Raw genomic sequence first — 20,568 nt, 5'->3', positions numbered from 1 at the left:
TCCGTCATTGGATCGCGCATTGTCCGGCCGGCCTCACCCGCCGGTTTCGTCCTGGGTACGTGCGTTTTGTTGCCGTACGGAAAGGACTCGATGACCGCCTATTCTTCAGATATGTGTTTTGCTCTTCGTCACGCCGCCGTCGGCGCGCCGCGCTTCAGCTTTGCTTGCCCTCCTGAAACGGAGTGTGCGCGATGACCCGTTCTGCACAACCCGATTTCGCCGTGCTCGGCGGTGGCCTGTGCGGGCGGCTGGTCGCGTGGCGGCTCGCCGGACAGGGGCATCGCGTGGCGCTCTATGAGCGTGGCGATGCCGCCGGTACGCAATCGGCTGCGTGGGTCGCCGCGGCGATGCTGGCACCGCTCGCGGAAGCCGCCAGCGCAGAACTGCTGATCACGCGCCTCGGCGCGAGTTCGCTCGAAACGTGGCCGCAAGTGCTGGCCGAGTTGCCCGAGCCCGTGTTTTATCAACGCAATGGCACGCTGGTGGTGTGGCATCACTCGGATCGAACCGAAGCGCCGTTGTTCGAACGCCGGGTGCGTTCGAATGCGCCCGCTGAACTGCTGGACGGAGGCTTCGTCACGCTGGCCGGCGCGCAGCTCGGCGCCGCCGAGCCTGCTTTGGCGGGCCGCTTCAACCAGGGTTGGCTGCTGCCGCGTGAAGGCCAACTGGATAACCGTCAGGTGCTCACTTCGCTGGCCGCGGGCCTCGCGCAACGCGGAGTCGACGCGCACTGGAATACGCCGGTCGACGACCACGCGCTGCCGCCTGCGCGTATCACGATCGACTGCCGCGGCCTCGGCGCGAAGCCCGTGCTGCCCACGCTGCGCGGCATTCGTGGCGAAGTCGCGCGTGTGCATGCTCCCGGTATCAAGCTGACGCGGCCGGTGCGGCTGCTGCATCCACGCTATCCCCTCTACATCGCGCCGAAGCAGGACGACCTCTACGTGATCGGCGCCACCGAAGTGGAAGGCGAGGACATGTCGCCGGTCAGCGTGCGCTCCGCGCTCGAACTGCTGAGCGCGGCGTTTTCCGTGCATCCCGGCTTTGGCGAGGCACGCATCCTCGAACTGAATTCGCAGTGCCGCCCAACTTTGCCGGACCACCGTCCGGCCTTGCTGTGGGACGGCGCGCAGACATTGCGCGTGAACGGCCTGTACCGGCACGGCTACATGATCGTGCCCGAAGTCGCCGACGAAGCCGTGCGCTTCGCCGCGGCGCTGCTCGACGGCCGCATCGGCGACGCCTACGCTTTCGCCGACTGGCAGCGCGACGCGCGCTGGAGCGAGCTCTTTCAACTGGACTCCGCGCGGGAGCCGGCATGAGCGTTGCGCGATTCGTCATTACTCCGACGAGCGCTGCACGCCACGCCGCTTTCGCCATCGACTGAAACGTATTCAAACACCATGGACATTCATATCAATCAGAAGCCGTTGTCGCTGCCCGAAGGCGCAACCGTCGCCGACGCGCTCACCGCGTTCGGCGCACGTCCGCCGTTTGCAGTCGCGCTAAACGGCGACTTCGTGGCGCGCACCCAGCATGCGGCGCGCGCGCTGCAAGCGGGCGACAAGCTCGACGTCGTGCAACCCGTGGCCGGCGGCTGAACGCCTGCCGCGCACTGCGGGAACACCGGATTGCCGGAGACACACAGGATTATGCAAATGACTTCCCCCCAAACCGCCGACGCGCTCACGCTCTACGGCCAGACCTTCGCGAGCCGCGTGCTGCTCGGCACTTCGCGCTATCCGTCGCTGCAATCGCTGTCCGATTCCATCGACGCCGCGCGGCCCGGCATGGTGACCGTCGCGTTGCGCCGGCAAATGAACGAAGGCGGCGCGGAAGCCGGCTTCTTCGACCTGCTCAAGCGCCACGGCGTGCCGCTGCTGCCGAACACGGCCGGCTGCCTGACCGTCGGCGAGGCGGTGACGACCGCGCATATGGCGCGCGAAATCTTCGAAACCGAGTGGATCAAGCTCGAACTGATCGGCGACGACTACACGCTGCAGCCCGACCCGGTCGGCCTGATCGAAGCGGCCGCGCAACTGGTCAGGGACGGCTTCAAGGTCCTGCCGTATTGCACCGAAGACCTGGTGATCGGCCGCCGTCTGCTGGACGCCGGCTGTGAAGCGCTGATGCCGTGGGGCGCGCCGATCGGCACCGGCAAGGGCGTGATCAATCCCTATGGGCTGCGTGTGTTGCGTGAGCGTCTGCCGGACGTGCCGCTGATCGTCGACGCCGGTCTCGGCGTGCCGTCGCACGCGGCGCAGGTGATGGAATGGGGTTTCGACGGCGTGCTGCTGAACACGGCCGTGTCCCAGGCCACCCACCCCGACGCGATGGCGCGCGCCTTCGCGCTGGGTGTCGAAGCGGGCCGCCAGGCTTTTCTGGCGGGGCCGATGGCCGAGCGCGAAAGCGCGCACGCGAGCACGCCGGTGGTCGGCATGCCGTTCTGGCATCAAGACGGGAGCGCCGCATGACGCAGACTTTGACATTGAAGGACCGCGACCTTTTCTGGCCGCCCGCCGACGAACTCACCGAAGCCGCCGAGCGCATCCGCGCCCGGCTGGGCGACTGGCCGCCGACGCACGCGCCGTGGCGCATCTGCCTGACCGCGCCCGACGAACCGAACGGCGGCGATCTGATCGTGATCGCCGACGCGCAGCAGCATGGCGAGCAGGTGGCGCGCTGGCTGGTGCGGGGCGCCGGCGTGATCGAAGCCGCCGAGGACAAGGCCACGCTGCATCTGGGCGGCGAAAAATACCGCCTCGAAGGCCATCTGGCGGAAGACTGGATTGCCGCGCTGGCGGCTTTCCTCGACTGCGGTTTCGACCCGCATGACGCGCTGGTGCTGGCGCTGGCCTGGCGCGACGGCGACGAAACCCGTGCCAACGACGCCTTCCCCACCGATCTCAGCCATTTCCCGCGTCTCGCCGGCTTGCCCGACGCGCCGGCGCAGGCGTTCCCGCGCTGCCCGGACCGGTTGGGCCTGTATCCGGTTCTGCCGACGGCGGAGTGGGTCGAGCGGGTGGTGGGCTTCGGCGTAAAGACGGTGCAGTTGCGCCGCAAATCGGCCGAACCCGTCGATGTACTGAAGCGTGAAATTGCCCGCTGCGTGGCCGTCGGCCGTCAGCACGACGCTCAGGTGTTCATCAACGACCACTGGCAGGCCGCGCTCGAAGCCGGCGCATACGGCGTCCACCTCGGTCAGGAGGACGTGCATACGGCGGATCTCGCCGCGCTCGCCACGGGCGGCGTCCGGCTCGGCCTGTCGACCCACGGTTTCTACGAGATTCTGAAAGCACTGCATTTCCGGCCAAGCTACATTGCACTGGGCGCGGTGTTTCCGACCACGACCAAGGTCATGCCGACCGCGCCGCAGGGCCTCAGGCGTCTGGCCCGTTACGTGCGTCTGCTCGACGGCGTCGTGCCGCTGGTGGCGATCGGCGGAATCGACCTGCAGGTGCTGCCCGACGTGCTGGCGACGGGTGTCGGTTGCGCGGCAGTGGTGCGGGCGGTAACGGAAGCGGCGGATCCGGCGGCCGCCGTTTCTGCATTGCAACAAGGGTTTACGCGATAATCGTCATGATTGGTTAAGGGACAGGGCAGCCTCACGGCAACTTTTGCACGGTGGCCCTATAATTCGCCTTCCGTGTAAAAGGACTGTCAGTTTCGTGTCTTCCTCCCCCGAGACCTTACTCGAGCTGCGTGACGTCGACTTCGGTTATGGCGACCGGCTCGTCCTGTCGAACCTGAATCTGCGCTTCAAGCGCGGTCAGGTGGTCGCGGTCATGGGCGGGTCGGGTTGCGGCAAGACCACGGTGCTGCGTCTGATCGGCGGCCTGGTGCGCGCGCAGCGCGGCCAGATCCTGTTCCAGGGCCAGGACATCGGCCAGCAAACGCGTGACGGCCTGTACGCGCTGCGCCGCAAGATGGGCATGCTGTTCCAGTTCGGCGCGCTGTTCACTGACATGTCCGTGTTCGAAAACGTCGCCTTCGCGCTGCGTGAACACACCGACCTTCCTGAAGAACTGATCCGCGACCTCGTGTTGATGAAGCTCAACGCGGTCGGTCTGCGCGGCGCGCGCGACCTGCTGCCGTCGGAGATTTCGGGCGGCATGGCGCGGCGCGTGGCGCTGGCGCGCGCCATCGCGCTCGATCCCGAACTGATGATGTACGACGAGCCGTTCGCCGGTCTCGATCCGATCTCGCTCGGCATTACCGCGAACCTGATTCGCGCGCTGAATCAGGCGCTCGGCGCCACCTCGATCCTCGTCACGCACGACGTGCCGGAATCGTTCGCGATCGCCGATTACGTCTACTTTCTCGCCAACGGCGGGGTTCACGCCGAAGGCACGCCCGCCGAGTTGCGCGCGTCGACCGATCCCACCGTGCGTCAGTTCATTGACGGCGCGCCTGACGGTCCGTTCAAATTTCACTATCCCAGCAAGACGCCGCTCGCGGCGGACTTCGGCATCGGCGGAGGTCAGTCATGATCAGTGCGATCGGCCGCTCGGTGATCGACGGGCTGGGCACAGCCGGCTACGCCACGCGCTTTTTCTTCCGGCTGCTGCTCGAGTTTTTCCCGTTGTTGCGCCGTCCGCGCCTTGTCACGAAGCAGATCCACTTCGTAGGTAATTATTCGCTGGTGATCATTGCGGTGTCGGGTCTGTTCGTCGGCTTCGTGCTCGGCTTGCAGGGCTACTACACGCTGAACCGCTACGGTTCCGAGCAGGCGCTCGGTCTGCTGGTCGCGCTGTCGCTCGTGCGCGAGCTCGGTCCGGTGGTTACGGCGCTGCTGTTCGCCGGGCGTGCCGGCACGTCGCTCACCGCCGAGATCGGCTTGATGAAGGCCGGTGAGCAACTGACCGCGATGGAAATGATGGCCGTCGACCCGGTCAAGATAGTGGTCGCGCCGCGTCTGTGGGCCGGCATCATCTCTATGCCGATCCTCGCCGCGATCTTCAGCGCGGTCGGCGTGTTCGGCGGCTATGTGGTGGGCGTGCTGCTGATCGGCGTCGACTCCGGCGCGTTCTGGTCGCAGATGCAAGGCGGCGTCGATGTCTGGCGCGACGTCGGCGCGGGCGTTATCAAGAGCGTGGTGTTCGGCCTCGCGGTGACGTTCGTTGCGCTGTTTCAAGGCTATGAAGCCAAGCCTACGCCGGAAGGCGTGTCGCGCGCCACGACCAAGACGGTCGTGTACGCGTCGCTTGCGGTGCTCGGCCTCGATTTTCTGCTGACCGCACTGATGTTCAGCTAAGACTGCGCTGCACGTTTTTCGCCGGCGGCGCGTCACTGGGCGCGCGCGGCGGAGAGTATCGGCGGCGTGGCGGATTCACTTTGGGATGACGATGAAAAAGACTGCTGCTCTCGACTTCTGGGTCGGCCTGTTCGTGGTGCTGGGTTTCGTGGCGTTGCTGTTTCTCGCGCTGAAGGCCGGCAACATGAGCTCGTTGTCGTTCCAGGCAACCTATCCGGTCAAGCTCAAGTTCGACAATATCGGCGGACTGAAGGCGCGCGCGCCCGTGAAAAGCGCGGGTGTGACGGTCGGCCGCGTCGCTTCGATCGGCTTCGACAGCAACGCGTATCAGGCGCTCGTCACGATCGACCTCGACAAGCAATACCAGTTTCCGAAAGACACCTCGGCGAAGATCCTGACCTCGGGGCTGCTCGGCGAGCAATACATCGGGCTCGAACCCGGCGGCGACAGCGAAATGCTCAAGGCGGGCGACACCATCTCCATGACGCAATCGGCGATCGTGCTGGAAAACCTCATCGGCCAATTTCTGTACAGCAAGGCCGCGGATTCGGGTGCGTCCAAACCTGGCGCGGCGGCGGGCACTCCCGCGCCGGCGCCTTCCGCAGCGCCCGCGGCGTCGAGCTTGCCCGCCTCCGGCGCGGCCGCTCAATAAGGAGAACAAGAATGCAGACCACACGCATCAGCGGCGCGCGCGCCTTCCAGGCCGGTAAGCTGGCGGTAGCCGCAGCGCTGCTCGCCGGCTGTACGACAGTGCAGACGCCGACCCCGGGCGATCCGCTCGAAGGCTTGAACCGCACGATCTTCACTGTCAACGACAAGCTCGATCAATACGCGCTCAAGCCAGTCGCGAAGGGCTATGTGTTCATCACGCCGCAGCCGGTGCGCGATAGCGTGACGAACTTTTTCTCGAACATCGGCGACGTCTACATTGCGGCGAACAACCTGCTGCAGTTGAAGATCACCGACGGTGTCGAAGACATCATGCGGATCGTGATCAACACGGTGTTCGGCGTTGGCGGTCTGTTCGACGTGGCGACGCTCGCCAAGCTGCCCAAGCACGACAACGACCTCGGCCTCACGCTTGGCCACTACGGCGTGCCGGCGGGCCCATACCTCGTGCTGCCGCTGTTCGGGCCGAGCACCGTGCGCGACGCGGTCGGCTCGATCGGCAATTACTATGTGAATCCGCTCAGCTACATTCATCCGGATGGGCTGAGCTGGGCGCTGTACGGCCTGAACATCGTCAACACGCGGGCGAATCTGCTGAACGCCGGCGACGTGCTGGAAGGCGCCGCGCTCGACAAATACTCGTTCGTGCGTAGCGCGTATCTGCAACGCCGTCAGTATCTGTTGTCGGACGGCAAGCAGTCGCAGGCGCTGCCCAACTATGGCGACGAAGCGCCGCTGCCGAAGTACGACGACGTGGACAGCGGCGCGGCCGGTGCGCCGGCGGGCGCTGTGACCGGTACGGCCGGCGCGGCGGGCACGCAGGGTGCTGCTGCCGCCAAGGCGGCGCCGGCTTCGGGTGCGACCGCGGCAACGCCGCCGCAAGCGGCGTCGGGCACGGCAGCCGCGCCTGAGGCCGCTTCGGGCAGTTCGGAATCGCCGCCGCTGGAACTGAACGGCGGCCCTGAAACGACGCAGATCCCGGCCGGCCAACTGGTGCCGCCTACGCGTTTCAACTTTCCGTCATTCAAATTGCGTTGATCGTGTAGCCGTAACAGATCGATACGACTCTCGCAGTTTGCGCATGGATTGCGGCTGAACTCGCGTGTTAATGTCGGCTCAAACGGTTGCACTATCTTTTAAGGCAAGGCTCCAAATGAAAAAATTCTTCCTGATTCCGCTGTTCGCCGCGTTGTTCTCGTTTGCCAGTGCCGGCGCATCGGCACAGACGGTCGACAGCAATTCGCCCGACGGCATGATCAAGACGGTCACCCAGCAGGTAATCGACGCAATTCGCGCGGACAAGTCGATCCAGCAGGGCGACATCTCGCACATCACGAAGCTGGTCAACGAAAAGATCCTGCCGTACACGGATTTCCGCCGCACCACGCAACTGGCCATGGGCCGCAACTGGCGCACCGCTTCGCCGGAGCAGCAGAACGCGGTGGTCGAACAGTTCAAGATGTTGTTGATCCGTACGTACTCGGGCGCGCTGGCTCAGGTGCGCGATCAGCAGATCCAGTACAAGCCGTTCCGCATGAACCCGGACGACACGGACACGGTGGTGCGCTCGGTGGTGATGAACAACGGCTCGCCGATCGAACTCGATTACCGTCTGTACAAGACGCCGCAAGGCTGGCGCGTGTATGACATCAACGTGCTCGGCGCATGGCTGATCCAGGCGTATCAACAGCAGTTCAACGAGCAGATCCAGCAGAAGGGCGTGGACGGACTGATCCAGTTCCTTACGCAGCGCAACCAGCAACTCGCCGCGGGCAAGCAGTCGTGAGCGAAGTGTTGAGCCCCGTCGTCAGCCGCTTCGAGAGCGGCGCGACGCTGACCCACGCGAGCGCGACAGCCGCGCTCGCGGCGGGTTTGCAGCGTATCGCGGCGGGCGCGAACGGCGTGGACTGCGCACCGCTCACGCAGTTCGATTCGTCCGCCCTGGCCGTCCTCCTCGCGTGGGAGCGTGCCGCCCAGGCACGCGGCGCCACGTTCGAGATCGTCAATCTGCCGGCTGGTCTCGCCAGTCTCGCGCAAGCTTACGGCGTCGATACCCTCATCGGCGCGCGACATTGACGCTCTGACGCGTCACCTCCGAACACCTCCTACTGAGATAGGGCCACAGATTTTTGCCCTATAATCAAACGTTTTTTGGGGCACCTAACCGGCCCCAATTCCGTTCCTTCCAAGCATTTGCGCGCCCTCTCAGGGCTCCTTTAGGCGCCGCGACGCACGCGGCCCACAGTCATGTCAGCCATAGAAATTCGTAACGTCAAAAAGCGCTACAAGGATTTGCAGGCGCTCAAGGGCGTCAGCCTCACAGTTGAAGAAGGCGAGTTCTTCGGACTGCTCGGTCCGAACGGCGCGGGCAAGACGACGCTCATCAGCATCCTCGCCGGGCTCGCGCGCGCCGATGAAGGCAGCATCGCGGTGCGCGGCCACGACGTCGTCGGCGATTTCCGCGACGCGCGCCGCGCGCTCGGCGTGGTGCCGCAAGAACTCGTGTTCGATCCGTTCTTCACGGTCCGCGAAACCTTGCGCATCCAGTCCGGCTACTACGGTCTGCGCAACAACGACGCGTGGATCGACGAGATCATGGCCAATCTCGACCTCACCGACAAAGCCGACGCCAACATGCGCGCGCTGTCGGGCGGCATGAAGCGTCGCGTGCTGGTCGCGCAGGCGCTGGTGCATCGTCCGCCGGTGATCGTGCTCGACGAGCCGACCGCGGGCGTCGACGTCGAATTGCGGCAAACGCTGTGGAAATTCATTTCGCGCCTGAACCGCGAAGGCCACACCATCGTGCTGACCACGCACTACCTGGAAGAAGCCGAATCGCTGTGCGACCGCATTGCGATGCTGCGGCGCGGCGAGGTCGTGGCGCTCGAACGCACCAGCACGCTGCTGCAACGCTTTGCCGGCATGCAACTGTTCCTGCGGTTCTCGCAAGGCGTGCTGCCGGTCGATCTGCGTCCGCTCGAAGTAGAAAGCGGCACGGGCAGCGGCAATGGCCGCCAGCATCTGCTGCGTCTAACAAGCTACGACGACGTCGAGCGAATTCTCGCGCAGTGCCGCGCGGCGGGTTGCGTATTCGAAGAAATCGAGGTCCGCAAAGCCGATCTCGAAGATGTGTTCGTTCAGGTGATGAACGGTCCGGAAGTGATCGAGGGGCTTGCATGAGCGGTTTCCGTACGCTGTTTTACAAAGAGCTCCTGCGGTTCTGGAAGGTGGCATTCCAGACCGTGCTGGCGCCCGTCATCACCGCGCTCCTGTATCTGACGATTTTCGGTCACGCTTTGCGCGGTCACGTGGAGGTTTATCCGGGCGTCGAATACACGAGTTTCCTGATTCCGGGTCTCGTGATGATGAGCGTGCTGCAAAATTCGTTTGCCAATAGCTCGTCCTCGCTGATCCAGTCGAAGATCACGGGCAACCTGGTGTTCGTGCTGCTGCCGCCGCTGTCGCACTACGAAATGTTCGGCGCTTATGTGCTCGCGGCCGTGGCGCGCGGGCTGGCGGTCGGCTTCGGCGTATTCATCGTGACGATCTGGTTCGTGCCGGTCAGTTTCAGCGCGCCGTTCTACATCATTCTGTTCGCGATTTTCGGCGCGGCGATTCTCGGCACACTCGGTTTGATCGCCGGTATCTGGGCTGACAAATTCGATCAGCTTGCCGCGTTTCAAAATTTTCTGATCATGCCGCTCACGTTCCTCTCGGGCGTGTTCTACTCCACGCACACGCTCCCGCCGGTGTGGCGCGAAGTGTCGCGGCTGAATCCTTTTTTCTACATGATCGACGGCTTTCGCTACGGTTTCTTCGGGATGTCGGATATCAATCCGCTCGCGAGCCTTGCGATCGTTGCCGGTTTCTTTGTGGTGCTGGCCGTGGTGGCGATGCGCATGCTCGCTTCCGGCTACAAACTGCGCCACTGATCAGGAGCTTCTCTCATGTTGCCGACTCCCGAACAGGTCAAGCAATACATCGCGGCTGGGCTCGCCTGCCAGCATCTCGAAGTCGAAGGCGACGGCCAGCATTTCTTTGCGACCATCGTTTCGCCGAGCTTTGAAGGCAAGCGTCTGATCCAGCGACATCAACTCGTGTATGCGGCGCTCGGCGACCGCATGCGCGAAGAAATCCACGCGCTCAGCATGAAAACGCTGACGCCCGCCGAATGGCAGAACGCGTAATCTGGAAATTTAGTGCGAATTACTCAAGAAGGGCGTGACGCCGGTAGCGGCGCGCCGAACACAGTCAAAGCAGCCCCGGCCGAAGTCCGGGTCAATCAGGAACTGACAGGCATGGATAAACTCGTCATTGAAGGTGGCTACCCGCTGTCGGGTGAAGTCGTCGTCTCGGGTGCGAAGAATGCGGCGTTGCCGATTCTGTGCGCGAGTCTGCTCAGCGCGGAGCCGGTGCATCTGGAAAACGTGCCCGACCTGCAGGACGTGCGCACGATGCTCAAGCTGCTCGGCCAGATGGGCGTGCAGATCGAAAGCGGCGATGGGCGCGTGTCGCTGAACGCGTCGAAGGTGGATAACCTCGTGGCGCCGTACGAAATGGTGAAGACCATGCGCGCGTCGATCCTCGTGCTGGGCCCGCTGGTCGCGCGCTTCGGTCACGCGCGGGTTTCGCTGCCGGGTGGCTGCGCGATCGGCGCGCGTCCGGTGGATCAGCACATCAAGGGCCTGCAGGCTATGGGCGCCGAGATCACGATCGAGCACGGCTTCATCGAAGCGCGCGCGACGCGCCTGAAGGGCGCGCGCATCGTCACCGACATGATCACCGTGACCGGCACCGAAAACCTGCTGATGGCAGCCGTGCTGGCCGAGGGCGAGACCGTCATCGAGAACGCGGCGCGTGAGCCGGAAGTGGGCGACCTTGCGCATCTGCTGGTTGAGATGGGCGCGAAGATCGAAGGCATCGGCACGGATCGCCTCGTGATTCAGGGTGTCGACAAGCTGCACGGCGCGAAGCACACGGTGATTCCGGACCGGATCGAAGCCGGCACGTTCCTGTGCGCGGTGGCGGCAGCCGGCGGCGACGTCACGCTGCGTAAAGTACGTCCGCTGATTCTCGAAGCGGTCACCGAAAAGCTGCGCGAAGCCGGTGTCACGGTCGAAGAGGGCGACGACTGGATGCGCGTGCGCATGGACAAGCGTCCGAGCGCGGTCACCTTCCGCACCTCCGAATACCCGGCGTTCCCGACCGACATGCAGGCGCAGTTCATGGCGCTGAACACGATCGCGACGGGCACTTCGCAGGTCGTCGAAACGATCTTCGAAAACCGCTTCATGCACGTGCAGGAATTGAACCGCCTCGGCGCCAACATTACGATCGACGGTAACACCGCGCTCGTGACCGGCGTCGAACAGCTTTCGGGTGCGAAGGTGATGGCGACCGATCTGCGCGCGTCCGCGAGTCTCGTGATCGCGGCGCTGCGTGCCGACGGTGAAACGCTGATCGACCGGATCTATCACCTCGACCGTGGTTACGACCGCATGGAAACCAAGCTCACCGCTCTCGGCGCGAAGGTGCGCCGGGTTTCGGGGAGCCAGGCATGAGCGCCATGCCGCAAACTTCGTCGTCGCCGGCGGTGAGCGCACCGCTCACGCTGGCGTTGTCGAAAGGGCGTATCTTCGAAGAAACGTTGCCGCTGCTCGCCGCAGCCGGCATTGAAGTGGCCGAAGACCCGGAAACCTCGCGCAAACTGATCCTGCCGACCACGGACGCGAATCTGCGCGTAATCATCGTGCGCGCCACCGACGTGCCGACCTATGTCGAATACGGCGCGGCCGACTTCGGCGTGGCGGGCAAGGACGTGCTGCTCGAACACGGCGGCAGCGGCCTGTACCAGCCGGTCGATCTGGATATTGCGCGTTGCCGCATGTCGGTCGCGGTCGCCGCCGGTTTCGATTATGCGAACGCGGTGCGTCAGGGCGCGCGCTTGCGAGTGGCGACCAAGTACGTTGAAACGGCGCGTGAGCATTTCGCCGCCAAGGGCGTGCACGTCGATCTGATCAAGCTGTACGGTTCGATGGAGCTGGCGCCGCTCGTCGGTCTCGCCGATGCGATCGTCGACCTGGTGAGTTCGGGCAATACCTTGCGCGCCAACAATCTTGTCGAGGTGGAGGAGATCATGCAGATTTCGTCGCGCCTCGTGGTGAACCAGGCGGCGCTGAAGCTCAAGCGCGCCGCGTTGCGGCCGATCCTCGACGCGTTCGAACGCGCGTCGAAGGCCGGCGCCGCGACGGCCTGAAGTGTCAGTGTGACCACGTTCTAAAGCGCGCCTTACCGAAACGGATACCCGTATGTCTATCAAGATTCGCAAACTCGATTCCGCCGCTCCCGACTTCCACAAGTCGCTGCACGCGGTGCTCGCGTTCGAGGCGAGCGAAGACGAAGCAATCGAGCGCTCGGTCGCGCAGATTCTGAACGACGTGAAGGCGCGCGGCGACGCTGCGGTGCTCGAATACACGCAGCGCTTCGATCGTCTCGAGGCGAAGAGCGTCGATGCGCTCGAGTTGCCGATGTCGGAACTCGAAGCGGCGCTCGAAGGCCTCGAACCTAAGCGCCGCGCGGCGCTCGAAGCGGCGGCGGCGCGGGTGCGCGGCTACCACGAGAAGCAGAAGATCGAATGCGGCAGCCATAGCTGGCAGTACACGGAAGCCGACGGCACCGTGCTCGGCCAGAAAGTCACGCCGCTGGATCGCGCGGGTATTTACGTGCCGGGCGGCAAGGCGGCGTATCCGTCGTCGGTGCTGATGAACGCGATTCCGGCGCGCGTGGCCGGCGTGCGCGAAATCGTCATGGTCGTGCCCACGCCGGACGGTGTGAAGAATCCGCTGGTGCTCGCGGCCGCGCTGCTGGGCGGCGTGGACCGCGTGTTCACGATCGGCGGCGCGCAGGCAGTGGGCGCGCTGGCGTACGGCACGGCAACCATTCCCGCGGTCGACAAGATCTGCGGTCCCGGCAACGCGTATGTCGCGTCGGCCAAGCGCCGCGTGTTCGGCACGGTCGGCATCGACATGATCGCCGGGCCGTCGGAAATCCTCGTGCTCTGCGACGGCACCACGGACCCGCGCTGGGTCGCGATGGACTTGTTCTCGCAAGCCGAGCACGACGAACTCGCGCAATCCATCCTGCTGTGCCCGGACGACGCGTTCATCGGCCGCGTGAAAGACGCGATCGACGAACTGCTGCCCACCATGCCGCGCCGCGACGTGATCCGCAAGTCGCTGGAAGACCGTGGCGCGCTGATCAAGGTGCGCGACATGGAGCAGGCCTGCGCGATCGCCAACGACATCGCCCCGGAACACCTCGAAATCTCCGCGCTGGAGCCGCATCATTGGGGCCAGCTGATCCGCCATGCCGGCGCGATCTTCCTCGGCCGCTACACCAGTGAAAGCCTCGGTGACTACTGTGCGGGGCCGAATCACGTTTTGCCTACGTCTCGTACCGCACGGTTCTCGTCTCCCTTGGGCGTCTATGATTTCTTCAAGCGTTCGAGCGTGATCGAGGTCAGCGCGGAAGGCGCGCAGACGCTCGGCGAGATCGCCGCCGAGCTCGCTTACGGCGAAGGCCTGCAGGCGCACGCCCGCAGCGCCGAATACCGGATGCGACACTCGGGCTAAATGCGGTTGTTACAAAGCTGAGGCCGAGCGGGCATCTGACCGATGCCCGCCAACACCGCCGACGGATTGCGCGCGCTTCTGCGTTTAATAAAGACAGCACAGACCAACCAAGGGCGGCCCGCATGCCGCCAACGCCGGGCCGGCGTTCCTTGCGACCCGCTTCACCGACCTATGACGACACCTCAAGACATCATCCGCCGCGACGTGCTCGCGATGACGAGCTATCCGGTTCCGGACGCCACGGGCTACATCAAGCTCGACGCGATGGAAAATCCGTTCACGCTGCCGCCGGTGCTGGCCGCGCATCTGGGCGAACATCTGGCCGGCGTTGCGCTGAATCGCTATCCGGCGCCGCGTCCGGATGCGCTGATCGAGAAGATCAAGCGGGTCATGCAAGTGCCGGCCGGCTGCGACGTGCTGCTCGGCAACGGCTCGGATGAAATCATCAGCATGGTGTCGGTCGCGTGCGCGCAGCCGGGCGCCAAAGTGCTCGCGCCGGTGCCGGGCTTCGTCATGTATCAGATGTCGGCGAAGCTCGCGAATCTCGAATTCATCGGCGTGCCGCTGAAAGCGGATTTCACGCTCGACACCGAAGCGATGCTGGCCGCGATCGCCGAGCACCAGCCGGCGATCATCTATCTTGCCTACCCGAACAACCCGACCGGCACGCTGTACGACGACGCCGACATGGAGCGCATCATCGCCGCGGCCAATAAGAGCCTCGTGGTGATCGACGAGGCTTATCAGCCGTTCGCGCAACAAAGCTGGCTGCCGCGCGCCGACGCGTTCGACAACGTCGTCGTGATGCGCACGGTGTCCAAGCTCGGCCTCGCCGGCATCCGCCTCGGCTATCTGGTCGGCAAACCCGGCTGGCTGACCGAATTCGACAAAGTGCGGCCGCCGTACAACACCAACGTGCTCACGCAAGCCGCTGCCGATTTCCTGCTCGACCACGTCGACGTGCTCGACTCGCAGGCGGCGCAGTTGCGCGACGAACGCACGAAACTGGCGGCCGCAGTATCCCAATTACCGGGCGCCGAAGTGTTCCCGAGCGCCGGCAATTTCCTGCTGGTGCGCGTGCCCGACGCGTCGGTTCTGTTCGAAACGCTACTGACGGCGCGGGTTCTGATCAAAAACGTGAGTAAAATGCATCCATTGCTGGCCAATTGCGTGCGGTTGACCGTCGGTTCGCCGGAAGAAAACGCCCAATTGCTCGCTGGACTGAAACTCGTGCTGAACTGAATGGCGTGCCGAACGGCCGCGCAAGCGCTTTCCCATAATGCGGAAAGCATGCGTGGCCCGCCGTTTTCCCATCCCACCTACCTGACGCTTTCTAGCTAGATTCGAGGAATTACCATGCGCCTTGCGGAAGTCGTTCGCAACACCAGCGAAACGCAGATCCGTGTGAAGATCAATCTGGACGGCACCGGTCAGCAAAAGCTGGCTACCGGTGTGCCGTTTCTGGACCACATGCTCGACCAGATCGCACGGCATGGATTGTTCGACCTCGAAATCGAAGCGCATGGCGACCTGCATATCGACGACCATCACACGGTCGAAGACACCGGTATCACGCTCGGCCAGGCCGTCGCGAAGGCGATCGGCGACCGCAAGGGCATCGTCCGCTACGGTCATTCCTACGTGCCGCTCGACGAAGCGCTGTCGCGCGTCGTGATCGATTTCTCGGGCCGTCCGGGTCTCGAATTCCATGTGCCGTTCACGCGTGCGCGCATCGGCACGTTCGACGTCGATCTTTCGATCGAGTTTTTCCGCGGTTTCGTGAATCATGCCGGCGTCACTTTGCATATCGACAACCTGCGCGGCCTGAACGCCCATCATCAGATGGAAACGGTGTTCAAGGCGTTCGGGCGTGCATTACGCATGGCCACCGAAATGGACGAACGCGCGGCGGGGCAGATTCCGTCGACCAAGGGCAGCCTTTAAGCGCTCATTAGCGGACTAGTAGCCGGCTCGTAGGCCAACTCAATTACCAGGACCGGGATCGGCGCGGATCGCGCTCGCGCCCGGTGTGCGATGGACATTCTGAAGTCGTTTATTTCGCTGCTGGCGTTGATCAACCCGGTCGGCGCCATCCCGTTCTTCATGAGCCTGACGGCGAATCAGAGCGATGCCGAGCGGCGTAGAACCATTCGGATTGCGGCGATCTCGGTGTTCTGCGTGATCGCGATCACCACGCTGCTCGGGCAGCAGATCATCAGCTTCTTCGGCATTTCGGTCGGCTCGCTCGAAGTGGGCGGCGGAATCATCATGCTGCTGATGGCGATCAACATGCTGAACGCGCAGATCGGCAACAGCCGTTCGACGCCGGAAGAGCGCCATGAAGCCGAGCAGAAGGACAACATCGCGGTCGTTCCATTGGCGATTCCGCTGCTGACCGGCCCGGGCGCGATCAGCACCACGATCATCTATGCGGCCGGCTCGGCGCATTGGTACGACCGGATCAGCCTCGTCGCGATCGGCGCGGTGTTGGCGGCGATCTGCTTTTTTTCGCTGCGGCTCGCCGAACCGATTGCGCGCTGGGTCGGTCGCACGGGTATCAACATCGGCACGCGGCTCATGGGTTTGATGTTATCGGCGCTGGCGGTGGAATTCATCGTCGATGGATTGAAGGCATTGCTGCCTAACTTGAAATGAAAACTTCGATAGCGATTGTGGATTACGGAATGGGCAACCTGCGCTCGGTTGCCCAGGCACTGCGCAAAGCCGCGCCGGAAGCGGACGTGGCGATCGTCGACCGGCCGGCAGCGATTCGCGCGGCCGACCGCGTCGTGTTGCCCGGCCAGGGCGCGATGCCAGACTGCATGCGCAGTCTGGCCGAGTCCGGCCTGCAGGAAGCGGTGGTCGAGGCGTCACGCAGCAAGCCGCTGATGGGTGTATGCGTCGGCGAGCAGATGCTGTTCGACTGGAGCGCGGAGGGCGGCACGCCAGGTCTCGGCCTGTTGCCCGGCAAAGTGCTGCGCTTCGACCTGGAAGGCCAGCTGCAGGACGACGGCTCGCGCTTCAAGGTCCCGCAAATGGGCTGGAACCGCGTGCGCCAGGCGCAGCCGCATCCGCTGTGGGACGGCGTCGCGGACAACGCGTTCTTCTACTTCGTGCACAGTTACTACGTGGTGCCGGACAACGCCGCCCATACCTCGGGCGAAACGGTGTACGGTGTGCCCTTTACCTCGGCGGTGGCGCGGGATAACATCTTCGCGACCCAATTCCACCCGGAAAAGAGCGCCGAAGCGGGGCTGCGCGTGTATCGAAACTTCGTGCACTGGAACCCGTGAGCGCCTTTCTTCATCCTGTTGCCGTGCGCCGTTTCGCCACAAGCGGAACGTGTGCCGCGCGCCGCAATCGCAACACCGTGCTTTCGCTGCCTCACGACGCCACGCAAGGGCGTCGAAAGAGTTGTACTAAACTAGCGAAACGGCGTCCCGGCGGGCTGAACTACCAGCCGCTGCCGCCGACCTTCAACCCCTTCCCAGACAACACCCGATTGCTATGCTGCTGATTCCCGCCATCGACCTGAAAGACGGTCAGTGTGTACGCCTCAAACAAGGCGATATGGACCAGGCGACGATATTTTCCGAGGAACCGGCGGCGATGGCCCGACACTGGGTCGATCGCGGTGCCCGGCGTCTCCACCTCGTCGACCTGAATGGCGCGTTCGCCGGCAAGCCGAAGAATGAAGACGCGATTCGCGCGATCATCGAGGAAGTGGGCGGCGAGATTCCCGTGCAACTGGGCGGCGGCATTCGCGACCTGAATACGATCGAGCGCTATCTGGACGACGGTTTGTCGTACGTGATCATCGGCACGGCCGCGGTAAAGAACCCCGGTTTTCTGCAGGACGCCTGCACGGCGTTCGGCGGCCATATCATCGTCGGACTGGATGCGAAAGACGGCAAGGTCGCGACCGACGGGTGGAGCAAGCTGACCGGCCACGAAGTGGCCGATCTCGCGCGCAAGTTTGAGGACTACGGCTGCGAGTCGATCATCTACACCGACATCGGCCGCGACGGCATGCTTCAGGGCATCAACATCGAAGCGACGGTGCGCCTCGCGCGCGCAGTGAAGATTCCGGTGATCGCGAGCGGCGGCTTGTCCAACCTGGCCGACATCGAATCGCTGTGCGAAGTCGAAGACGAAGGCATCGAAGGCGTGATTTGCGGCCGGGCGATTTACTCGGGCGATCTCGACTTCGCGGCCGCGCAAACCTTGGCTGACCGGCTGCGCGAATCGGACGACGCTTAAGGCTGCTCAGGCGAACCTTCAGGCTCGCCGCCCGCGTCTTGTGTTTTTTGTCCGGCGTCGCGGTGAACGAATCACCGGCGGCCCAAACGGACGCGGTAATGCACCGGCAGAGCGCCTCACGCCGTTCGCGTGCGACTCACCGGCGGCGCAGCGCGGCTGCGCCGCGCCGACCTTGTGCCGCTCGTTGAAGTTTTAAAGCGAGCGGCCTCATCAGCGGTATTGGCAGAATTGCAAGATCATGGCTCTAGCTAAACGCATCATCCCCTGTCTCGACGTCACGGCTGGCCGCGTGGTCAAGGGCGTCAACTTCGTCGAATTGCGCGATGCGGGCGACCCGGTCGAAATCGCCCGCCGCTACGACGATCAGGGCGCCGACGAACTCACCTTCCTCGATATCACCGCGACCTCGGATCAGCGCGATCTCATCCTGCCGATCATCGAAGCGGTCGCCTCGCAAGTGTTCATTCCGCTGACGGTCGGCGGCGGCGTGCGCGCCGTCGAAGACGTGCGGCGTCTGCTGAACGCGGGCGCGGACAAGATCAGCATGAACTCGTCGGCGGTGGCGAATCCGCAGCTCGTGAAAGACGCCACGGACAAGTACGGCTCGCAATGCATCGTCGTCGCGATCGACGCAAAGCGCGTCTCCGCGGACGGCGAGCCGCCCCGCTGGGAAGTCTTCACGCATGGCGGGCGTAAAGCCACCGGGCTGGAGGCGGTCGAATGGGCGCGCAAGATGGCCGAACTGGGCGCCGGCGAAATCCTGCTCACCAGCATGGATCGCGACGGCACCAAGAGCGGTTTCGACCTCGCGCTCACGCGCGCGGTCTCGGACGCGGTGCCGATTCCGGTGATCGCTTCGGGCGGCGTGGGCAACCTGCAACATCTGGCCGACGGCATCAAAAGCGGCCACGCGGACGCGGTGCTCGCTGCGAGCATCTTCCACTACGGCGAACACACCGTGGGCGAGGCCAAGCGCTTCATGGCCGATCAGGGCATTTCGGTGAGGTTGTGACGTGGTGAATCCCTCGGCAGTCAATTGGCTCGACAAGGTCAAATGGGACGCGAACGGCCTCGTGCCGGTGATCGCGCAGGAAGCGTCGACTAACGACGTGCTCATGTTCGCGTGGATGAACCGCGAAGCCCTGGCGAAGACCATCGAAACCAATCGCGCGGTGTATTTCTCGCGTTCGCGCCAGCGCCTGTGGTTCAAGGGCGAAGAGTCCGGCCACGTGCAGCATGTGCACGAAGTGCGGCTCGATTGCGACGAAGACGTCGTCTTGCTCAAAGTGGAGCAGGTGTCGGGCATTGCTTGCCACACCGGCCGCCACTCGTGCTTCTTCCAGAAATTCGAAGGCTCGGCGGACGATGGCGACTGGGTCGCCGTCGATCCCGTGCTGAAAGACCCCGAACACATTTACAAATGACGCAATCCACGCAAACCACCTCGTCCGACACCGCCTCAACGACCGATACGCTGATGCGCCTCGCGGCGATCATCGACAGCCGCAAGGGCGGGGATCCGGATGTTTCGTACGTGTCGCGCCTGTTCCACAAGGGCGACGACGCGGTGCTGAAGAAGATCGGCGAAGAAGCCACCGAAGTCGTGCTGGCCGCCAAGGACGCACGCCACGGCGGCGCACCGAAAGCGCTGGTCGGCGAAGTCGCGGACCTGTGGTTTCACTGCCTCGTGATGCTGTCGCACTTCGACCTCAGCCCGGCGGACGTGCTCGCCGAACTGGAGCGCCGCGAAGGCATGTCGGGCATCGAGGAAAAAGCGCTGCGCAAGAGCCGCGACCGCGAGCAGAACGGCGACTGATCGTCGTCGGTCCACTCGCGTCTTGAAGTGGAGAGCACCGGCGCCCATATTGCACTGAACGCATCTGATCGCATCCTTGGGAGGACGCAAGCATGGAACAGTCGCACGAGAGCTATCCGCCGCCGGTCTATCGCAATGCTATCGAACCGGAGCGCGAGCGCAGCCTGCGCACGCTCACCCACGTGCTGTACGCGCTGTATGCGGTCCACTGGCTGACGGGCGGCCTGACGATCCTGATCGCGATCATCATCAACTACGTAAAGCGGCCCGACGTGGTGGGCACGCCGTACGAAGCCCATTTCGAGTGGCAGATCCGCTCCTTCTGGATGGCCTTGCTGGGTTACGCGATCGGTGGCGTGCTGCTGTTCGTCGTGATCGGCATTCCGGTTCTGTGGGCCGTGAGCATCTGGATGTTGTACCGTATTATCAAGGGCTGGCTGTATCTGTACGATAACAAGCCGCTCGCGAATCCACGTGGCTGGTTCTGAGTTTCGTCCGACGGTTGCCGGGCCTGACATGAATCGCGCCGCTTGGGCTTTGCGCTTCAGCCATACTGTGTCAGGAATACGATGAGCCACGACCCGAACTGCCTTTTCTGCAAGATCGCCGCCGGCGAAATCCCGTCGACCAAAGTCCACGAAGACGACGAGTTCGTCGCCTTCCGCGACATTCGTCCGGCCGCCGAGACGCATGTGCTGGTGATCCCGCGCAAGCACATCGCCACGCTATCGAGCTGCACCGAAAGCGATGCACCGCTGCTTGGTAGAATGCTGGTCCTGGCGGCGCGTTTGGCCGATCAGCTGGGCGTGGCGTACACCGGCGGCGAAACGGGTTTTCGCACGGTAATCAATACCGGGCCGGGCGGCGGCCAGGAGGTGTATCACCTGCACGCGCACATTCTCGCCGGACCGCGCCCCTGGCAGCGCATGGGCTGACGC

26 protein-coding genes are annotated in these 20,568 nt (G+C 64.0%); all 26 read left to right on the top strand.

All coding sequences use genetic code 11. The features are described from left to right. Positions 1–191 precede the first annotated feature (191 nt). The 26 genes from PQR54_RS33295 (at position 192) to PQR54_RS33170 (ending at position 20,565) form a co-directional block, all read left to right on the top strand. Positions 192–1,322: an FAD-dependent oxidoreductase gene (locus PQR54_RS33295; RefSeq protein ID WP_408253160.1), complete on the top strand. Its 1,131-nt coding sequence runs from the start codon at positions 192–194 to the stop codon at positions 1,320–1,322. 81 nt (positions 1,323–1,403) lie between these two features. Continuing rightward, positions 1,404–1,601 carry a sulfur carrier protein ThiS gene (gene thiS / locus PQR54_RS33290; protein ID WP_012434522.1) on the top strand — a complete coding sequence of 66 codons (198 nt, stop codon included), beginning with the start codon at positions 1,404–1,406 and terminating at the stop codon, positions 1,599–1,601. A 57-nt stretch (positions 1,602–1,658) separates the two neighbouring features. Next, positions 1,659–2,474, top strand: a complete 816-nt coding sequence (locus PQR54_RS33285; protein WP_408253158.1) for a thiazole synthase — start codon at positions 1,659–1,661, stop codon at positions 2,472–2,474. Continuing rightward, positions 2,471–3,574, top strand: a complete 1,104-nt coding sequence (gene thiE, locus PQR54_RS33280; RefSeq protein ID WP_408253156.1) for a thiamine phosphate synthase — start codon at positions 2,471–2,473, stop codon at positions 3,572–3,574. The genes PQR54_RS33285 and thiE overlap by 4 nt, the downstream gene beginning before the upstream one ends. Positions 3,575–3,668: 94 nt before the next feature. After that, positions 3,669–4,490, top strand: a complete 822-nt coding sequence (locus PQR54_RS33275) for an ABC transporter ATP-binding protein (protein WP_408253154.1) — start codon at positions 3,669–3,671, stop codon at positions 4,488–4,490. Beyond that, a complete protein-coding gene (gene mlaE / locus PQR54_RS33270; protein WP_408253152.1) occupies positions 4,487–5,254 on the top strand; it encodes a lipid asymmetry maintenance ABC transporter permease subunit MlaE in 768 nt (255 codons plus the stop codon). The genes PQR54_RS33275 and mlaE overlap by 4 nt, the downstream gene beginning before the upstream one ends. 91 nt (positions 5,255–5,345) lie before the next feature. Further along, positions 5,346–5,906, top strand: coding sequence for an outer membrane lipid asymmetry maintenance protein MlaD (mlaD, locus tag PQR54_RS33265; RefSeq protein ID WP_134457681.1), 561 nt, complete (start codon positions 5,346–5,348; stop codon positions 5,904–5,906). A gap of 11 nt (positions 5,907–5,917) precedes the next feature. Continuing rightward, complete coding sequence (locus PQR54_RS33260; RefSeq protein ID WP_408253150.1) at positions 5,918–6,961, top strand: MlaA family lipoprotein; 1,044 nt, start codon at positions 5,918–5,920, stop codon at positions 6,959–6,961. 115 nt (positions 6,962–7,076) lie between these two features. After that, the gene (locus PQR54_RS33255; RefSeq protein WP_116143891.1) at positions 7,077–7,709 is read left to right on the top strand and encodes an MlaC/ttg2D family ABC transporter substrate-binding protein; all 633 of its coding nucleotides are present in this window, start codon (positions 7,077–7,079) and stop codon (positions 7,707–7,709) included. Next, the gene (locus PQR54_RS33250; protein WP_408253148.1) at positions 7,706–7,999 is read left to right on the top strand and encodes an STAS domain-containing protein; all 294 of its coding nucleotides are present in this window, start codon (positions 7,706–7,708) and stop codon (positions 7,997–7,999) included. Before PQR54_RS33255 ends, PQR54_RS33250 begins: the two co-directional genes overlap by 4 nt. Positions 8,000–8,170: 171 nt before the next feature. Next, complete coding sequence (locus PQR54_RS33245; RefSeq protein WP_408253146.1) at positions 8,171–9,103, top strand: ABC transporter ATP-binding protein; 933 nt, start codon at positions 8,171–8,173, stop codon at positions 9,101–9,103. Then, complete coding sequence (locus PQR54_RS33240; protein ID WP_408253144.1) at positions 9,100–9,855, top strand: ABC transporter permease; 756 nt, start codon at positions 9,100–9,102, stop codon at positions 9,853–9,855. The genes PQR54_RS33245 and PQR54_RS33240 overlap by 4 nt, the downstream gene beginning before the upstream one ends. Positions 9,856–9,870: 15 nt before the next feature. Further along, positions 9,871–10,110, top strand: coding sequence for a BolA family protein (locus tag PQR54_RS33235; RefSeq protein WP_006052280.1), 240 nt, complete (start codon positions 9,871–9,873; stop codon positions 10,108–10,110). A 111-nt stretch (positions 10,111–10,221) separates the two neighbouring features. After that, positions 10,222–11,484, top strand: coding sequence for a UDP-N-acetylglucosamine 1-carboxyvinyltransferase (gene murA, locus PQR54_RS33230; RefSeq protein ID WP_408253142.1), 1,263 nt, complete (start codon positions 10,222–10,224; stop codon positions 11,482–11,484). Next, on the top strand, positions 11,481–12,179 hold the full coding sequence (gene hisG / locus PQR54_RS33225; RefSeq protein WP_012434510.1) for an ATP phosphoribosyltransferase: 699 nt from the start codon (positions 11,481–11,483) through the stop codon (positions 12,177–12,179). Before murA ends, hisG begins: the two co-directional genes overlap by 4 nt. Positions 12,180–12,231: 52 nt before the next feature. After that, positions 12,232–13,554 (top strand): histidinol dehydrogenase, encoded by a 1,323-nt coding sequence (hisD, locus tag PQR54_RS33220; protein ID WP_408253140.1) that lies wholly within the window; start codon positions 12,232–12,234, stop codon positions 13,552–13,554. A gap of 171 nt (positions 13,555–13,725) precedes the next feature. Continuing rightward, positions 13,726–14,796, top strand: coding sequence for a histidinol-phosphate transaminase (hisC, locus tag PQR54_RS33215; RefSeq protein WP_408253138.1), 1,071 nt, complete (start codon positions 13,726–13,728; stop codon positions 14,794–14,796). Positions 14,797–14,910: 114 nt separating this feature from the next. Continuing rightward, a complete protein-coding gene (gene hisB / locus PQR54_RS33210; RefSeq protein WP_408253136.1) occupies positions 14,911–15,498 on the top strand; it encodes an imidazoleglycerol-phosphate dehydratase HisB in 588 nt (195 codons plus the stop codon). Between the two features lie 90 nt (positions 15,499–15,588). Continuing rightward, complete coding sequence (locus PQR54_RS33205) at positions 15,589–16,209, top strand: MarC family protein (protein ID WP_116143896.1); 621 nt, start codon at positions 15,589–15,591, stop codon at positions 16,207–16,209. Continuing rightward, entirely contained in the window at positions 16,206–16,847 is a 642-nt protein-coding gene (gene hisH, locus PQR54_RS33200) for an imidazole glycerol phosphate synthase subunit HisH (RefSeq protein ID WP_408253134.1), read from the top strand. The genes PQR54_RS33205 and hisH overlap by 4 nt, the downstream gene beginning before the upstream one ends. A gap of 214 nt (positions 16,848–17,061) precedes the next feature. Further along, positions 17,062–17,814, top strand: a complete 753-nt coding sequence (hisA, locus tag PQR54_RS33195) for a 1-(5-phosphoribosyl)-5-[(5-phosphoribosylamino)methylideneamino]imidazole-4-carboxamide isomerase (protein WP_042329166.1) — start codon at positions 17,062–17,064, stop codon at positions 17,812–17,814. A gap of 238 nt (positions 17,815–18,052) precedes the next feature. Next, positions 18,053–18,826: an imidazole glycerol phosphate synthase subunit HisF gene (hisF, locus tag PQR54_RS33190; RefSeq protein WP_013589770.1), complete on the top strand. Its 774-nt coding sequence runs from the start codon at positions 18,053–18,055 to the stop codon at positions 18,824–18,826. 1 nt (position 18,827) lies between these two features. Beyond that, positions 18,828–19,238, top strand: coding sequence for a phosphoribosyl-AMP cyclohydrolase (gene hisI / locus PQR54_RS33185; RefSeq protein WP_408253132.1), 411 nt, complete (start codon positions 18,828–18,830; stop codon positions 19,236–19,238). After that, positions 19,235–19,630, top strand: a complete 396-nt coding sequence (locus tag PQR54_RS33180) for a phosphoribosyl-ATP diphosphatase (RefSeq protein WP_408253130.1) — start codon at positions 19,235–19,237, stop codon at positions 19,628–19,630. Before hisI ends, PQR54_RS33180 begins: the two co-directional genes overlap by 4 nt. Before the next feature lie 92 nt (positions 19,631–19,722). Next, positions 19,723–20,118 carry a DUF4870 family protein gene (locus PQR54_RS33175; RefSeq protein WP_011489987.1) on the top strand — a complete coding sequence of 132 codons (396 nt, stop codon included), beginning with the start codon at positions 19,723–19,725 and terminating at the stop codon, positions 20,116–20,118. 81 nt (positions 20,119–20,199) lie between these two features. Beyond that, positions 20,200–20,565, top strand: a complete 366-nt coding sequence (locus PQR54_RS33170; RefSeq protein ID WP_134457692.1) for a histidine triad nucleotide-binding protein — start codon at positions 20,200–20,202, stop codon at positions 20,563–20,565. Positions 20,566–20,568 lie beyond the last annotated feature (3 nt).

The organism is Paraburkholderia phytofirmans, from assembly GCF_046028095.1.
In the GTDB taxonomy this organism is placed as follows: domain Bacteria; phylum Pseudomonadota; class Gammaproteobacteria; order Burkholderiales; family Burkholderiaceae; genus Paraburkholderia; species Paraburkholderia phytofirmans_A.
The sequence above is the reverse complement of the archived record's forward strand: the minus strand, read 5'-3'. Positions and strand labels throughout refer to the sequence as shown.

What these genes read in the sequence shown, in the direction of transcription:
- PQR54_RS33205 (WP_116143896.1), top strand. Translation starts at nt 15,589, where the DNA reads ATGGACATTCTGAAGTCGTTTATTTCGCTGCTGGCGTTGATCAACCCG.
- PQR54_RS33235 (WP_006052280.1), top strand. Translation starts at nt 9,871, where the DNA reads ATGTTGCCGACTCCCGAACAGGTCAAGCAATACATCGCGGCTGGGCTC.
- mlaD (WP_134457681.1), top strand. Translation starts at nt 5,346, where the DNA reads ATGAAAAAGACTGCTGCTCTCGACTTCTGGGTCGGCCTGTTCGTGGTG.
- hisH (WP_408253134.1), top strand. Translation starts at nt 16,206, where the DNA reads ATGAAAACTTCGATAGCGATTGTGGATTACGGAATGGGCAACCTGCGC.
- PQR54_RS33260 (WP_408253150.1), top strand. Translation starts at nt 5,918, where the DNA reads ATGCAGACCACACGCATCAGCGGCGCGCGCGCCTTCCAGGCCGGTAAG.
- hisD (WP_408253140.1), top strand. Translation starts at nt 12,232, where the DNA reads ATGTCTATCAAGATTCGCAAACTCGATTCCGCCGCTCCCGACTTCCAC.
- thiS (WP_012434522.1), top strand. Translation starts at nt 1,404, where the DNA reads ATGGACATTCATATCAATCAGAAGCCGTTGTCGCTGCCCGAAGGCGCA.
- mlaE (WP_408253152.1), top strand. Translation starts at nt 4,487, where the DNA reads ATGATCAGTGCGATCGGCCGCTCGGTGATCGACGGGCTGGGCACAGCC.
- PQR54_RS33240 (WP_408253144.1), top strand. Translation starts at nt 9,100, where the DNA reads ATGAGCGGTTTCCGTACGCTGTTTTACAAAGAGCTCCTGCGGTTCTGG.
- PQR54_RS33180 (WP_408253130.1), top strand. Translation starts at nt 19,235, where the DNA reads ATGACGCAATCCACGCAAACCACCTCGTCCGACACCGCCTCAACGACC.
- PQR54_RS33255 (WP_116143891.1), top strand. Translation starts at nt 7,077, where the DNA reads ATGAAAAAATTCTTCCTGATTCCGCTGTTCGCCGCGTTGTTCTCGTTT.
- hisF (WP_013589770.1), top strand. Translation starts at nt 18,053, where the DNA reads ATGGCTCTAGCTAAACGCATCATCCCCTGTCTCGACGTCACGGCTGGC.
- PQR54_RS33245 (WP_408253146.1), top strand. Translation starts at nt 8,171, where the DNA reads ATGTCAGCCATAGAAATTCGTAACGTCAAAAAGCGCTACAAGGATTTG.
- PQR54_RS33295 (WP_408253160.1), top strand. Translation starts at nt 192, where the DNA reads ATGACCCGTTCTGCACAACCCGATTTCGCCGTGCTCGGCGGTGGCCTG.
- PQR54_RS33170 (WP_134457692.1), top strand. Translation starts at nt 20,200, where the DNA reads ATGAGCCACGACCCGAACTGCCTTTTCTGCAAGATCGCCGCCGGCGAA.
- thiE (WP_408253156.1), top strand. Translation starts at nt 2,471, where the DNA reads ATGACGCAGACTTTGACATTGAAGGACCGCGACCTTTTCTGGCCGCCC.
- hisG (WP_012434510.1), top strand. Translation starts at nt 11,481, where the DNA reads ATGAGCGCCATGCCGCAAACTTCGTCGTCGCCGGCGGTGAGCGCACCG.
- hisB (WP_408253136.1), top strand. Translation starts at nt 14,911, where the DNA reads ATGCGCCTTGCGGAAGTCGTTCGCAACACCAGCGAAACGCAGATCCGT.
- murA (WP_408253142.1), top strand. Translation starts at nt 10,222, where the DNA reads ATGGATAAACTCGTCATTGAAGGTGGCTACCCGCTGTCGGGTGAAGTC.
- PQR54_RS33285 (WP_408253158.1), top strand. Translation starts at nt 1,659, where the DNA reads ATGACTTCCCCCCAAACCGCCGACGCGCTCACGCTCTACGGCCAGACC.
- hisA (WP_042329166.1), top strand. Translation starts at nt 17,062, where the DNA reads ATGCTGCTGATTCCCGCCATCGACCTGAAAGACGGTCAGTGTGTACGC.
- PQR54_RS33175 (WP_011489987.1), top strand. Translation starts at nt 19,723, where the DNA reads ATGGAACAGTCGCACGAGAGCTATCCGCCGCCGGTCTATCGCAATGCT.
- hisC (WP_408253138.1), top strand. Translation starts at nt 13,726, where the DNA reads ATGACGACACCTCAAGACATCATCCGCCGCGACGTGCTCGCGATGACG.